Genomic DNA, 15,075 nt, shown 5'->3' on the forward strand with positions numbered 1-15,075 from the left:
CTTTCGGCAAAACCATTTTTGTGAGAAAATCCTGTTAGTGTAGTATAAACTACCTAAATAGTGGGGCAAATTTGATAATTTTAAGCAACACCACACTAATTTATTGGAAACAGGAAAAGAATCATGAAAAGCGTCATAGAGATTGCGCGAACCTCGGAAGAAGTCTTTGAATATCTTTCCGATGGGAATAAAACTAACGATTATTTTATCAAGGATTTCGAGGTTAAACCCCTATCGCGCCCGCCCTCAACTGATGGCATTTACCGACTCGGCACTTATGTAAGGGGCAAAGGCGCGTTTTTTGGTAAAAAGGTGTCAATCCTTTATAAAGTAGTGGTTTTTACACCCGGACAGGAAGTACGGCTGTGTTCCGAAGATAAAGAATATGATAGCGAGGTTGTCTGGCTATTGCATAAAACGGACGAGGGGAATACTCGTGTTTCGCTGGAGTTACAATTGGCGATGAAAAAGACTTTTATTGGGTTTTTCGCCAACACCGCCATCCAGATGCTCGAACCTGTGCTTAATGGCTACCTGCAACATAGCCTCGCACGCCTCAAGCATATCCTTGAGGGAAAGCCGAGCGAACACTTCGTGCAAACCGCTCTCAGTCAGAATTAAAAAGCTTGAAATGGACGCTCGCTTGGGAGCGTCCTTTCTTCTTATCCAATCAACTCTTTCATTACTTCTCTTACTGCCTCAAAAGGGATATCACGGCGAATAGAGATACGCCCAACTCCTTCTGGAATTATCCAGCGAATTGCGCCGCCATCGCTTTTCTTATCCAGACCCATCGCTGCCAACGCTCTTTCCGGGTCAACGGCTGCCTTGAGCTTGAAACCGAAGCTTTCGAGGAGATTGCGCTGCCTTTCTACAAAAGCGGCATCGCAGTAGCCTAATTGTTGTGCAAGTAACGCCACCCCGTGCATCCCAATCGCCACAGCCTCGCCATGCAATAGTAGGCTGTAGCCACCCGCCGACTCAAGACCGTGTGCGTAAGTATGTCCGTAGTTAAGAGTCATACGCAAGCCTGTCTCATGCTCGTCCTGCGCCACTACACCAGCCTTTACTGCCACCGACTCACGCAAAATCGCGGCAGTTATTTCTGCCTCTCCAGCCTGCAAACGGGACAAGTTCGCTTCCAGTCGTGTCAAGCGTTTCAGTGCGCCATGCTCATCGGGGTCTGCACCGGGAATAAGGGCATGTTTTATAACTTCTCCCCAACCGCTGCGCTTTTCCCTTTCTGGCAAGGTATCGAGCAAATTGACATCGGTTAGAACCAAGTTCGGTGGGTAAAATGAGCCAACTAGATTTTTGCCCTGTGGCAGGTTAACCCCGGTCTTGCCACCCACGCTGCTATCCACCATTGCCAGCAAAGTGGTGGGAACTTGCACCAAGGGTACTCCGCGCAACCACGTAGCCGCTACAAACCCGGCTAAATCTCCCACTACACCACCGCCCAACGCCACGATTATATCTTTGCGTTCGGCACGCGCTTCTGCCAATTTTTCGTATAGCTCTGCTACACGCTCAAGGCTTTTGGACTGCTCGCCGAAAGGCACGCTCAAAAGAGTGGGGCGAAAGCCTTCCGAGCGCAGTAAGTCGAGCGTTTTCTCTCCGTAAAGTACGGCTACATTAGAATCGGTGATTACAAACACTGCGCGATTTTCGCTACCCGGCAAATGTGTTTTTATAAGACTTCCTAGCTCTTTTAACAAATTCGGCGCAAACAAAACATTATAACTGCGATTCGAGGCTTTGATTTCAAGCAGATTAGAATCCGGAGCAGGAGGAGTGAAAACCATCGCGTCTGCGGCGGCTCTTCCGGCGGGAGTAGTCGCGCCACCCTTGCCTTTTTCACCGCGTCGCTTTACCAGTTCTAACGCTCGTATAACTTCTGCTGCAACAACTTCTGGGGTCAAAAAATCGGTATGCACTGTCCAATCCGACTCGGCATAAAATGCTTGCCGGGACGCTTTTAGGCTGGTAATACGAGAATATGAGTCGCTACCCTGAAGTAAAGGACGCACCGAACCGGGTTCGCCACTTGCCAGCATTAGACGCACCATAATTGTTTCTGGGCGCGCCTCAAGGCAAAATACATAGCCATTAGCAGTCATCTTTGTGCGATTGGTCGCCGAAATAACGATGCCACCTCCGGTAGATACCACCTGATAATCTTCGCGGCATACCGACTCTAGCACTTCACTTTCAAGCTGACGAAAACCCGCTTCGCCATCTGTAGCAAAAATCTCAGGGACACTTCTTCCGGTATTAGCTTCAATCTGGAGATCGGTGTCAACAAACTCGTAACCGAGCATACGGGCAAGTAATTTACCTACGCTGGTTTTACCTGTGCCGCTGAATCCTACCAGAAAAATGTTTTCTTTCAAACTTTCCATGTTATCCTCTAGTTTATTTTTGCCTCATTTTATGCCAAAAGCACCTATGCGGCAAATAGGCACAAAAAGAAGGTGCATTTTTACTTTCGGTGGCTTCTATCATTGTTTGACACGGCTCTCTTTTCATTATGAGACAGTGAGTAGAAATATGTTAATTATACTGGTAAACATAGCCAAGTTCAGTGAATCTGCGGAATACCTATTGAGATAAACTAATTTTCAAATATTTGACCTAATTTTTACCTATTTTTCCATTCTGTATACCTCGCGATTCTATAATTAGTTGTGGTATTTGGCTAACTGTGCAAGGATATTGGACAGCACCCGGGGCATTCAAATTTTGGTTTTAGCATATCCCGACATCTTTCAAGGACGAAGGAATCGTGTCTTATAAACCGGTAATTTTAATAACCCGGCGAGCTAAAGCAAAGAAAGACCCGCAATTATGTCATTAAAAGTCAGCGAAAAAGTTGTGGTACAACGCCCACACTTTCCACAGCTTTTTGAAAACCTTGTGCAACAGGGTTATCAGATTGTAGGTCCAACTGTTCAGGATAAAGCCATTGTATATGCAGAACTTGAGTCTCCCGATGAGCTTCCTGAAGGCTGGGCTGATGAGCAAAACAACGCATTTTACAGGCTGAAAAAGCGTGAGGATAAGACGCTTTTCAGCTATGTAGTAGGTCCTCATTCTTGGAAAAACCTTTTATTTCCATCCAATCTGCAAATGTGGCGAACCGATGCCGGACTAACAAGTTTTGAAGAATCCTCAGAACCGCCTCCCAAATATGCCTTCCTCGGGGTGCGAGCCTGCGAATTGCACGCCATGCAGATTCAGGATAAGGTTTTTTTACAGGGCAGTTATGCCGATAGCGATTATCGGAAAAAGCGCGAAAACCTTTTTATTGTAGCAGTGAATTGCACTCAACCGGGGGGCACATGTTTTTGTAGCTCTATGCAAACCGGTCCACAGGTTGAATCAGGCTTTGATATTGCATTGACCGAAGTTTGTGAAGGGGCTTTGCATTACTTTGTGGCAGAGGCAGGTTCAGAGTCAGGCTTAAAGGTTCTGCAACAACTTCCCCATGAAACCTCTTCACCCACCGAGATTGAAAAAGCTGCCAGCCTAGTAAAGCAAGCGGGAGAGCAAATGGGACGCACTCTTGATACTGAAGGGTTAAAAGAGTTGCTCTATCGCAATACAGAAAATTCGCGCTGGGAGGAAGTAGCTAATCGCTGCCTCACTTGCGCAAACTGTACTATGGTATGTCCAACCTGCTTTTGCTCTAGAGTCGAGGATGTTACCGATTTGGACGGCGCTGGTGCGGAACGTTGGCGCAAATGGGATTCATGTTTCACCGTTGAGTATTCCTATATAAAAGGTGGCGCGGTACGTCCTTCTGTACACTCACGTTATCGGCAATGGCTCACTCACAAACTCGGCGCTTGGTACGATCAATTTGGAACTTCCGGGTGTGTAGGTTGCGGGCGCTGCATAACTTGGTGCCCAGTAGGGATAGACCTGACCGAAGAGGCGCGTGCCATTCGTCAGAGCGAGCTATCACGCTGAGAAAGGAGAGGTCATTATGTTTGAGCAAGTTATAGCAAACCATCCTTTCTTTATGGGGATGGGCGAATACAATACCAATCTAATTGCAGAGCATTGCATCAATACTGAATTTAAACCGGGAGAGTTTATCTTTAAAAGTGACACCCCGGCGCAACAATTTTATATTATCCAACATGGTAAGGTCTCGCTTGAGATTGCAGGCGCCAAAACCGGCTCGGTTATCATCCAAACCTTGCGAGAAGGTGATGTTCTAGGCTGGTCATGGCTATTTGCGCCTTATCGTTGGCATTTTGATGCCCGTTCGGTAGAACATACTATTGCGCTTTTTATAGAGGGTAAGTGGTTGCGCGAATATTGCGAACAAGATCATGACTTGGGTTATATCTTGATGAACCGGGTAGCGCAATTGACCATCCAAAGGTTGCAAGCTACTCGGCTACAATTGCTGGATTTGTACGGCAAATCATCAGAAAGACGGTGAAAAATGACTAACCCGTCCATTATTTCATCTGCCTTACCTAACCCCATGCTTCCTGCTCCCTTTGTAGTTGAACAGGTGCGCAAAGAAACAAATGACACCTTTACACTACTGCTTGAACCGGTAAATGAACATCGCGAGTTTCGCTTCCAACCCGGACAATTCAATATGCTCTATATGTTTGGGGTAGGCGAAGTGCCTATTTCAATCAGTGGAGACCCAGCACACCCCGAAACTCTTGTGCATACTTTGCGGGCGGTTGGCTCGGTCACGAATGCTATGCGAATGTTGAAACCGGGTGATACGATTGGAGTGCGGGGCCCATTCGGGGTGCCCTGGCCCGTTGATAAAGCTATTGGCAAGGATATTGTACTTATAACGGGTGGAATTGGACTCGCGCCCTTGCGTCCAGCCATTTACCATATTCTCACAAATCGTCCAAATTACGGTAAGTTTGTGCTGCTATACGGGGCGCGTACTCCCCAAGAGGTACTTTACAAAAGCGAACTGGCTAAATGGCGCAGTCGCTTTGATATGACGGTAGAAGTAACAACCGACCGCGCTACCGGAAGTTGGATGGGCGATGTCGGCGTAGTGACTACTCTAATACCCAGAGTGCCATTCGACCCGCATAATGCCTTGGCACTGGTATGCGGACCAGAAATAATGATGCGTTATACCATTATGGAATTGGAAAAACGTGGCGTGCCGCTTGACCATATTTACGTTTCAATGGAACGAAATATGCAGTGCGCTATAGGGCTGTGCGGGCATTGTCAGGTGGGACCGGTTTTTGTGTGCAAGGATGGTCCCGTTTTCAGATTCGACCAGATTCAAGACTGGTTCAAGAAGTGGGAGGTTTGAAATGCAACCTGAGAAAAAACCAAAACTGGCAATCTGGAAGTTCGCCTCATGCGATGGCTGTCAGCTAAGTTTGCTCGATTGCGAGGACGAGCTACTAGCGGTGGCGGATAAAGTAGAAATTGCCAATTTTCCAGAAGCTTCTAGCACCGTACTCAAGGGCCCTTATGATATATCGCTGGTGGAAGGCTCGATTACCACTTTGCATGATGCCGAACGCATCCAGAAAGTACGCAACCTTTCAAAATACCTGATTACGATTGGAGCTTGCGCCAACGCGGGTGGTATTCAAGCACTCCGCAACTTCAAAGATGTAAAGGAATTTACCAGCGCGGTTTATGCCAACCCTGCCTTTATAAGTACGCTGGATCGCTCAACGCCTATCGCGCAACATGTAAGAGTGGATTTTGAGTTGCAGGGCTGTCCAATCAATAAATACCAGTTACTGGAAGTAATAAATGCCATGCTTAACGGGCGCAGACCCAATACTCCGCCTTATAGCGTATGCGTGGAATGCAAAATGCGGCAAACTGTATGCGTGATGGTCGCAAGTGGAACGCCTTGCTTGGGCCCAGTCACACACGCTGGATGCAATGCGCTCTGCCCTTCTTACCAACGTAGTTGCTTTGGCTGCTACGGACCAAAAGAAACCCCCAATACTGCTTCTTTAGGTGCACAATGGGCAGAAATGGGCAAGAGCAAACCCGAACTTGTGCGTGCGTTCCGAAGCTTCAACGCTTATGCCGAAGCTTTTAGAAAAGAGAGCAGGTCACATGAGCACTAAAACAATCAAAGTTGATTACTTGGCGCGGGTAGAGGGCGAAGGCTCGTTATACGTCAAAATCAAGGATAATACGGTGGAGGATGTAAGACTGCAAATATTCGAGCCTCCTCGTTTCTTTGAGGCTTTCTTACGTGAGCGCGATTTCCGCGAAGTGCCTGATATAACCGCGCGTATTTGTGGTATTTGTCCGGTTGCCTATCAGATGAGTTCGGTACATGCTCTGGAAAACGCTTTTGGGGTCAAGGTAGAAGGGCAATTGCGAGCGTTAAGGCGTTTGCTTTACTGTGGCGAGTGGATAGAGAGCCATGCACTACACGTCTTTATGCTACATGCGCCTGATTTTCTCGGCTATCCAGATTCTCTGGCGCTTTCAAAAGATTATCCCGAGTTGGTAAAAAGCGCATTACAATTGAAAAAAGCCGGCAATGAAATTGTCGCGCTGGTAGGCGGACGCGAGATTCATCCGATTAACGTCAAAGTTGGCGGATTCTATCGAGTGCCGCGCAAAAAAGAGCTAAAACCTCTGGCAGAGAAACTTAAACAAGCGCGGGAAATAGCAATTCAAGCGGTAAAATTTACCGCAACCCTACCGATACCCGAATTTGAACGGGAGTACGTCTATGTGGCTTTACGCCATCCCAATGAATATCCCTACAATGAAGGAAGGCTTGTCTCGAATAACGGTCTGGATATAGCGATTTCCGAGTACGAAACCCACTTTAGAGAAGAGCATGTCAAGCATTCTAACGCGCTACATTCGCGCTTGATCGGTAGCAGACCTTACTTTGTGGGACCATTGGCACGTTACAATCTAAATTTTGACAAACTTTCCCCGCTTGCGCAGGAAACCGCCCTTGCAGCAGGGCTTGAAACCACCTGCAACAATCCCTTCAAGAGCATTATAGTGCGTGCGGTAGAAACACTTTACGCTTGTGATGAGGCGTTACGCTTAATTGCACAATATGAAGAACCGGATGCGCCTGCTATCGAGGTTGAACCGCGTTTATCCAGCGGTTGTGGTTGTACCGAAGCGCCTCGCGGTATCCTCTATCACCGCTACAATGTTGACAAGGAGGGGTTGATTACCGAAGCTAAAATTGTACCGCCTACCTCACAAAATCAGAAAATTATCGAGGATGATTTGCTGAAGTTTGTAACCAAAAATATGAACATGCCTACAGATGAACTTACTCTCAGATGTGAACAGGCAATTCGCAATTATGACCCCTGTATTTCCTGTGCTACTCACTTCCTGAAACTTCACATTGAGCGAAGCTGACAAGAAACCCCTCTACTGCTGCTTACAGTAGAGGGGTTCTCTCCTTATGTCACTACAATCTCATTTATCGGGAACCGTGTATTGCTGCAACAACTCCTGCACTTCTTCCCCCGACATTTTATTGATTCGTTGCCAGATTTCAGCAATCTTTTGGATTTGACCGGAACTTTGCTCCATAGTAAGCAGACTCCGCGCAATCCCTGCCACAGTGGGCATTTCAAAAAATGAACGCAGCGGCATCCTTACTTGAAAGATGCTGCCCAACCGGGATACAACCTGAGTTGCCAATAGAGAATGCCCGCCCAATTCAAAGAAATTGTCGTTGACCCCGATTCTTTCAAAGCGCAGTATCTCGCTCCAAATTGAAGCTACCACTTCTTCAACGGCGTTGCGGGGCGCTACAAAAGGTCGCTCACTTTCAGGGCGTGAAAGGTCGGGTTCAGGCAATGCCTCATAATCAATCTTGCCGTTTTGAGTCAAAGGAAACTCGCGCAATAAAACATAATTTGAAGGGAGCATATAATCCGGCAGCAGTTCGCCCAAACTAGCCCGCAATTTGGGCAACCATTCGCGCAGCAATTTTGGCTGAATCGGTGAGTTAGCAAACTTTTCCAATAGAGTGACCGAAACAGGGCGTTGTTGCCCCTTAACCGAGCGTGTTGAGTAAGATTCTGGCTCAAAAAATACCGCGTCAAAACAATCCGGTTTTTCTGACCAGCTTAACAAAACCGGGCGTGAAAATTCTTTGCCGATAGAGAGTACATGTTCAGGGTCAACCCCTTTCTTTTCAGCCTGTGCTAATTGTTTTCGCAAGTTCTCTATTGTTTCAGATTCGCTAGAGTATTTCAGCATAGTTGTCAGGCGATAATCCGCTAGTACCCTGCCATTGGGAATATGGTTAAAGCCGATTGCCTCTTTTGCTTGTGCCAATAAAGAGCGCAGATTATCCGAGGTTAGGTGTTCATCCGTCCAGTTATGCCATGTTAAGACGGTTTCTAGTATAGGCTCACCGTTGACACGAAGGAATACGTCATAGCGAAACTTGTTAAGCTCGTTCTGAAAATAACCTTTCTTCAAACTAATCTCAACCCCGCTCAGTTCGGGGATGTATTGGGGAAGGGCATAGAAAAAGGAAGGTTCAAGAATAAGCTCGCTTTCCCGCTCTAATTGTTGTTTAACCAGTTGTGCTAGTTGTTCCAGTCGCAGGTCTGGTTGAGCTTTTTGCAATTGAACTGAGGCGTGAAATGCTTCCAACAAAGCTAGATTGCGCACATCGCCTATCAGTATATACCCACCATTTTTTACCAAGCGGGTCGTTTTTTGCAGAACTTGTAGCAGATAATCCACGCCGGGAAAATACTGAATAACCGAGTTCAGAATTACCAAATCGAAGTGTTGTGCTGGCAAATCTTCTAAATCTTCGGCGGCACGTTCCAGCAATTTAACTCGTTCCGGTTTAATATCCGTACTTGCCAGCGCTTTGCGGGTGTACCCCAAAATTTCCGATGAAAAATCAGTACCCCAATATTCTTCACAATGTGGCGCAATCGGTAATAATAATAAACCCGTACCGCAACCTATTTCCAGCACCCGTGAGGGCTTTAATTCCAACACGTTTTGAACAATATAGTTCACCTGTTCGTGGATTTCTTCTTCCGGCATCGGCTCTCCGGTATAGCTACTGTTCCAACCGAAAGGATTGAAAGTTGCATCCGCTCTGACTTCAATCTGGCGGTGCGTTTCATTAAAGACCTGTTTCCATTCTTCCAGTTGTTGGGCATAAAGCGACTGAGCATATTTCGCCAAATACTCACGTTCTGCCAGCATGTAAGCGATTAGACGCAATTCACCAAGTTGGTCAGGTTGTGGTAAAACCAACGCAGTATCTATACCGGGCAATTGGCGTAATGCCTGCTCGATTTCACCCAACTCCACCCGATAGCCCCGCATTTTGATTTGGTTATCCAACCTACCCAGAAATTCTACCGCTCCATCCGGCAAGAATCGGGCAAGGTCTCCGGTTCGGTACATGCGTGAACCTAATTCAGGGTTGTAAGAATCTGGCAGGAACTTTTCAGCGGTTGCAGCAGGTTGGTTCAGATAACCTCTTGCCACCCCTGCCCCTCCGATAAATACCTCACCGGGTAGACCAATCGGGACAACTCTAAATTGTGAATCAAGTATATAAACTCGCAGATTATCAATTGGTCGTCCTAACGGTGGCGTGGCAGCGTAAGGAATTCCGTCAGATTTTTCAAATCGATAGGTTAACACCCCAACGGTGGTTTCAGTAGGACCATAGTGATTTATCACGGTACATTCAGGTTTGAGCGTTTGCAATTGACGGCAAAATTCCCAATTCCAGCTTTCGCCTCCCAATATCAGGTAACGTGCTGGAAGTAAGTTTGCAGGATTGCCCATTTTTAGCAAAGTTATGAGATGAGACGGCACAATTTTCAGGCAATCTATCTGGTTGTGTTGAAAGTAACCCGCCAAGGCAGCCGAGTCAAACATCAAATCCCACGAAATGATATGCAGGCAACCGCCTCCGCAAAGTGACGGGAAAATCACAGTGTTTCCCAAGTCGGCAGCGATAGTTGAAACGGTGGCATAATTCGCGCCTGCTGGCAAAGCAAGCTGTTTCTGGATACTTAGACAATAATTCAAAAGCTGGCGATGCTCTACCACCACCCCTTTGGGCTTTCCGGTTGAACCGGAAGTGTAAATTACATAAGCCGCATTTTCCGGCAGCACCTCATAAACCGGGTTCTCGGCATCCTCCATTTCCCAGAGTTTGTGCTGTGTATCTAGACAAACAAGCTTTCGGTTATCAAATCCAAGATTCTCAGCTAAGGTTTGTTGGGTTAATACCAGCGTAACCCCGGTATTATCAAGCATGTAATTTATCCGGTCAGGTGGAAAACGCGGGTCGAGTGGTAGGTAAGTTCCTCCAGCTTTTAGTATAGCCAGCAATCCCACTATCATCTCTGTCGAACGTTCCACACAAATACCCACAACGGTTTCTTGACCAACCCCCAAACGGCGTAAATATCGCGCCAATTTGTTAACGCGCCTATTTAGCTGGCTATAGGTGAGCCGTTCGCTCTCAAAGACGGTTGCAAATGACTGGGGGGCTTGTAGAACTTGCGCTTCAAATAAAGCAATGATACTGCTTTCGGATGAAAAGCTGGTTTTTGTTTCATTCCATTCTAAGGTGATGCGTTTACATTCGGTGTCGCTAATAAGCTCTAACTCACTCAGCGGTAACTCCGGCGATTCTACAATATTTGCCAGCAGGGTATTAAACTGTGCTGCTATTCTGGCTATTTCGGCGGCTTCAAAATCAGACGAATTATAATGCCATTGCAGCATTACCCTATTATTTTGCACTACACACTGAAGTTTGAGCTTAAATTTAGCAATATAACTATGCCCTGAAAAATCGCTAAAAGCCTGTTCCCGTAAGTCAGGTACTTCCTCAAAAGAGAAAATAAAAGGAATTTGCGCTGTTTCATCGGTAAATTGTTCAGGGCTAAAATATTCTTGCCAACGTATACACTGCTTCACCTGTTCAGAAATATCTTTGCAGCGCACCCTAAAAGGTGTCGTAGCCTGAAAGACATCTTTGATGGGAATTGTCCGGGCTACCAGCCCAACTAAAGGTTCTAATTCATCATAAACTCGCCCATTATATTCATAACCGCTAACGCCTTGCTCACTCTGGGTTAAGCGTCCTAATAGCGTTTGCCAAGCAGTAAATAGCAAATCCGAGAGGGATAAGCTGGATAAGTGGGCTAACTCAGCAATTTTTGTTGCCAACTCTTGCGCCAACTCAGCAGAAAGGCATGCAGACTCAAAATTAATTTGCTCAGGCTGGTTAAATTCCAAAGGAAGCTTTGCTTTAACAGGCGATTCGGTAAATTGTTTCTTCCAAAAATTATCGGCTTCTTCTTTTTCAGGCTCTTCTAGTAAGGCGTTTTGCCACTCTGAAAACTGCACATACTGAATCGTTTCTTCAGGAGCGGATTGGTTTCTCGCAATAGTCTCATAATGCTGCGCAATTTCTTCAAAAATATTCCATAAAGAACGATAATCTGCACATAGGGCGGGGAGGGTTACAAGCAAGCTAAAAGCTTCCGGGTTCAGTTGTACCAGCACAAAACGGCATAAAGTACCATTTTCCAGATCGAAAGAAGCGTTCTTCTCTGTATCACAAAGCTTTGTAAGCGCAACGTTTTGGTTTTCTAAACTCAATGCGGTGAAATCTTCTAGTCGAAAGAGTGGGGCAAGGTTTGGGAGAATAACCTGAACTGGAAGGCGCAATTCCGGCACAGGACGGAAAACTGTTCTAAGTATCTCATGCTGTGCTACCAGCAAATCCAACGCTTTTATTAAAATATCAGGGTCAATTCTGCTTTCCCACCTAACAATTCCCTGTGCTGTAAATATCCGCTTGTTTTTTTGTAAAGCCCAAAGATAACGCTGTTGAGGAGAAAGTAGATAACCTCTGGTTGGCTCATTTTTCATTACATTTCTCCAATAATTGCAACTGGTATGGTTAAATGATTTTGTGATTATAATTCAGGAATATTCAACGTTACTCTGGAGAGTCAAGTACATCGGTGTGTTTAACGTATTGGTTACTCCACAAATGGTCACTATTGTACGAGGTTTTGATGAAACAGTACAACATAATACGATCAGCCCTATATGAATAAAAAGGCACAATGTTGACAGTCAATATAGAGCCAAGTATAATTTTAAGAACAGGTTTGCCCATGTCTAAGGGTTCTGTACCTGTTAGAAATATCACAACGTTTAACCTTTCCCGCGCGTATCACTCATACTGGACTGTTTCTTACCGAAACCGGAAACTTATACTTGGGTAATCTAATACTCGCCCATATTGGAGGTTTTTAGATATGGCTAATCAAAACGATTATAAGAAAGCAATTTTATCTCTGGCTGATGCCAACCCACAACTCGACAGAAAAATTTTGGAGCATGTAGCAGACCTTTACGATCCTAGTACTGGAAAAGTATCAGCAGGTTCTGCTGAAATGAGCTTGGATGAACTGGATAGTGTAGCAGGTGGCACCAGTTTCTCACAATATCAGGGGGCTGTTTTGTCGTTAGGCTCCAAATTTCCCGGCTTGAACTCAGGCATACTTCAGCAAATTGCTAATACCAAACTGCACATGTGCTGGTAAGCCAGTTTACGCGGGTATTTTTCCTAGTTAAGAACTTTTTTGAGGATTTCCACCCTTCATATAGGGTGGAATTTCATTACTTTTAGCGCCTGCAAAGAGTTATCGCAAGTTTAGGCTGTATAACCCACACAGGCTTATTTACTTTTAGACCTTCCCTCCTCAAATTACATGCTAATGTCGCAAATAACCAACCCCCTGCTAATATTATGTCCTGATATAGCGGCGTATGAACTGGTAATTTCCAGCCTTGCGAACAAAGCGGCTGCCCTACAGTTTGTACCAGTGCTAGCGAATGATGCTAAACGCCTGAAAGGCTTCCCGCAAAACCAGCCAACACTTCATTTTTCTGAATGGACTGCACCTAACTATTATGAAGAAGCTCTATTCGGTAGCAATGAAAACCGGGTGTGTGCAGTGTTAGGGGAAGAACCCTCTTGTATGCTGGCAGCACGCTACCTTTGCCTCGCTACGGGCAAAACGCTGGTTAATTGTAGAAATGGGACTGATTGGACTGCTACACTTCGCAGGCTGGTGCTTGATAAAAACCTGACCAGCTTAACGCTCATTTTTCCTTCATGGCGTGATGCTAAACTTGAGCCGGGTCAATTGGTAGAGGTGCTAAATTTCATGCGCCAGCCTGACTTGCTACCTTTTACATCGTCTCTATCTTACGGAATAATCACAGGTACTCAGCCCGAGGTTATTGCTATGCAGGTGGCTAAAGCGGTGTTGCAACCCTCAATCATTAAGGCATATCAAGCTAGTACAACTAGGGTAATTACCACCTATTATCAGGAAAATTTAAATACGCCAATTCCCCGTTTTGAGGAGGAATCCGGTCAGACTCCTTTGCAATTGTTTGATTACCAGAGCTATCAAGAAGGCAAGACTTGGCAGAACCTTAAACAGCCTTTTGAGGCAATATTATTCAAAGGTCACGGGCGCAACTATTGCGCCTTGGATGGCTTGCTATGCGGCGCTAGACACTTGGCAGAAAACCCCTTCAGTTCCGTAAAATCCTGCGTTATAGGCATGCAATGTGCTGATCCTTCTTTCCCGCAGCTTGACCCGCGCCAATTCAATACTCCGGTTATGGTGATGGATAGTTGTGGCACAGGCAATTGGGCTGCGTATGCTTGGGAAACAGGCATTCCTTCTCTGGCTTTTTACGCGATAGCTGGCGCGCCTTCGGCTGTTATCACGGAAGATGCGGTAACTATTAACTCCGCCATAGATTATCTGGATAGTCTATGGGCTTTACAAACTGCCGATACGCTGGGTAATGCGACGGTTAGGTTTAATCATATTCGTCGCTCCGAAAACGCTATACCGCCTTACTTCTTGATGGGAGACCCTGATATTCCGGCAGGCGCAGCGCGTTGGTCGGGTTGGGCGTATGAGTTTTCCAATTTACAGCCATTACCGTCCCGACATCCCGGCGGTTTTAGCTGGGTTGCGGGCTTACCACCGTTGCAAGAGCCTTTTGTGCGAATACAGTTTCCGCCGCACCCCGGTGATAATTTGCTAACTTTTGCGTGGTCGCCCCAAAAAGAGGTTGAAGTCAATAGCTGCCGTTTCTACCAATTTGGAGAAGAGGCGGAAGCATGGGTCACATTCAATGCGCCTCTCGGTGCAAACACTATGCTTATCCTTGAGCGCATACCATGCCCTTCCCTTCCTAAAGGTTTGTTGGAAGCCGCCACCCAACTGCCCTTGACTTTTACAAGTTGGAAGTCTCCGCTTGAAGAAGCAAAACTACCCTTACTACAAGCCGCCGAAACAATAATCGAGACCGCCCGCTTGCTGGATAAAATTAAAGGTGGTGCATTGGCTTCTTCTCCTGAGCATTTGCAGAGCATGCTTAGGCAAGCTCAATTAGAATGGATAAGCGCGCATGCCAGCGCGGTACAGGTTATGCTCAAATCTGCTCCGAAAAGCCTGTGGCCCTTTAGCCTTTGGGAGGCTTATAACTATATGCCGGAACAAGTAGCTACACCTTGTCCGCATTGTGGCTTAGCTCCAACGATTGTACGCACTTACCAATCGGGTCCGGTTAGTGGTCAAGTGCGACAGGAAATTGAATGCAAGCGTTGCGATATAGTGCAAGACCTTCCATTAGTGCAGGGCTATCCTCAGCTTAATATGCCAGTACCACAGGTTATCAGACCCGGTAGCGCCATAATTGAGCTTGAAATTGATAATTCCCTCGGTGAGGTTGATTGTCTTGGCGCTGGCGCAATTTTGATGGATCGTAGCGGTCATGGGGTAACAGCCAATCCGGAAATATTTACTGCGCTGGTAGCAAGGGGTAATAGTTTCAAAACACAGGTAACGCTAACGCTCGATGGAAATCCTCCGATTTCGCACCAATACCGGGTACGTGCCTTACTGCTGCTTAACGGCAATTGGTTCTGGTTGTCCCGAACTGTAAGGGTATATGGGGTCGAAGAACCCGAATCTGGCGGCATCTAAATTCAACCTAAATAAAGTT

The 15,075-nt window shown here is 46.2% G+C and carries 10 protein-coding genes; 8 read left to right on the top strand and 2 right to left on the bottom strand.

The window, feature by feature from the left end; all coding sequences use genetic code 11:
- The first annotated feature begins 123 nt into the window (after nucleotides 1-123).
- Nucleotides 124-621: an SRPBCC family protein gene (locus tag OZ401_RS10290; protein ID WP_341468144.1), complete on the top strand. Its 498-nt coding sequence runs from the start codon at nucleotides 124-126 to the stop codon at nucleotides 619-621.
- Nucleotides 622-662: 41 nt separating this feature from the next.
- Here OZ401_RS10290 and aroB read toward each other — a convergent pair whose 3' ends face one another.
- Complete coding sequence (gene aroB, locus OZ401_RS10295) at nucleotides 663-2,402, bottom strand: 3-dehydroquinate synthase (protein WP_341468145.1); 1,740 nt, start codon at nucleotides 2,400-2,402, stop codon at nucleotides 663-665.
- Nucleotides 2,403-2,847: 445 nt separating this feature from the next.
- On the opposite strand from aroB, the gene OZ401_RS10300 reads away from it, so the two are divergent.
- Genes OZ401_RS10300 through OZ401_RS10320 form a run of 5 tightly spaced genes read left to right on the top strand, consistent with a single transcriptional unit; the run spans nucleotide 2,848 to nucleotide 7,374 of the window.
- Nucleotides 2,848-3,972, top strand: coding sequence for a 4Fe-4S dicluster domain-containing protein (locus OZ401_RS10300; protein WP_341468146.1), 1,125 nt, complete (start codon nucleotides 2,848-2,850; stop codon nucleotides 3,970-3,972).
- Between the two features lie 16 nt (nucleotides 3,973-3,988).
- Nucleotides 3,989-4,453: a Crp/Fnr family transcriptional regulator gene (locus OZ401_RS10305; RefSeq protein ID WP_341468147.1), complete on the top strand. Its 465-nt coding sequence runs from the start codon at nucleotides 3,989-3,991 to the stop codon at nucleotides 4,451-4,453.
- Nucleotides 4,454-4,456: 3 nt separating this feature from the next.
- Nucleotides 4,457-5,314 carry an FAD/NAD(P)-binding protein gene (locus OZ401_RS10310; RefSeq protein ID WP_341468148.1) on the top strand — a complete coding sequence of 286 codons (858 nt, stop codon included), beginning with the start codon at nucleotides 4,457-4,459 and terminating at the stop codon, nucleotides 5,312-5,314.
- Between the two features lies 1 nt (nucleotide 5,315).
- Nucleotides 5,316-6,095, top strand: coding sequence for an NADH-quinone oxidoreductase subunit B family protein (locus OZ401_RS10315; protein ID WP_341468149.1), 780 nt, complete (start codon nucleotides 5,316-5,318; stop codon nucleotides 6,093-6,095).
- The gene (locus tag OZ401_RS10320; RefSeq protein WP_341468150.1) at nucleotides 6,085-7,374 is read left to right on the top strand and encodes a Ni/Fe hydrogenase subunit alpha; all 1,290 of its coding nucleotides are present in this window, start codon (nucleotides 6,085-6,087) and stop codon (nucleotides 7,372-7,374) included. The genes OZ401_RS10315 and OZ401_RS10320 overlap by 11 nt, the downstream gene beginning before the upstream one ends.
- 60 nt (nucleotides 7,375-7,434) lie before the next feature.
- On the opposite strand, the gene OZ401_RS10325 is transcribed toward OZ401_RS10320, so the two are convergent.
- Nucleotides 7,435-11,901 carry an amino acid adenylation domain-containing protein gene (locus OZ401_RS10325; RefSeq protein WP_341468151.1) on the bottom strand — a complete coding sequence of 1,489 codons (4,467 nt, stop codon included), beginning with the start codon at nucleotides 11,899-11,901 and terminating at the stop codon, nucleotides 7,435-7,437.
- A 395-nt stretch (nucleotides 11,902-12,296) separates the two neighbouring features.
- Here OZ401_RS10325 and OZ401_RS10330 point away from each other — a divergent pair, with 395 nt between their 5' ends.
- Entirely contained in the window at nucleotides 12,297-12,584 is a 288-nt protein-coding gene (locus OZ401_RS10330) for a hypothetical protein (RefSeq protein WP_341468152.1), read from the top strand.
- Between the two features lie 174 nt (nucleotides 12,585-12,758).
- A complete protein-coding gene (locus tag OZ401_RS10335) occupies nucleotides 12,759-15,056 on the top strand; it encodes a hypothetical protein (protein WP_341468153.1) in 2,298 nt (765 codons plus the stop codon).
- Nucleotides 15,057-15,075 lie beyond the last annotated feature (19 nt).

Source organism: Candidatus Chlorohelix allophototropha (assembly GCF_030389965.1).
In the GTDB taxonomy this organism is placed as follows: domain Bacteria; phylum Chloroflexota; class Chloroflexia; order Chloroheliales; family Chloroheliaceae; genus Chlorohelix; species Chlorohelix allophototropha.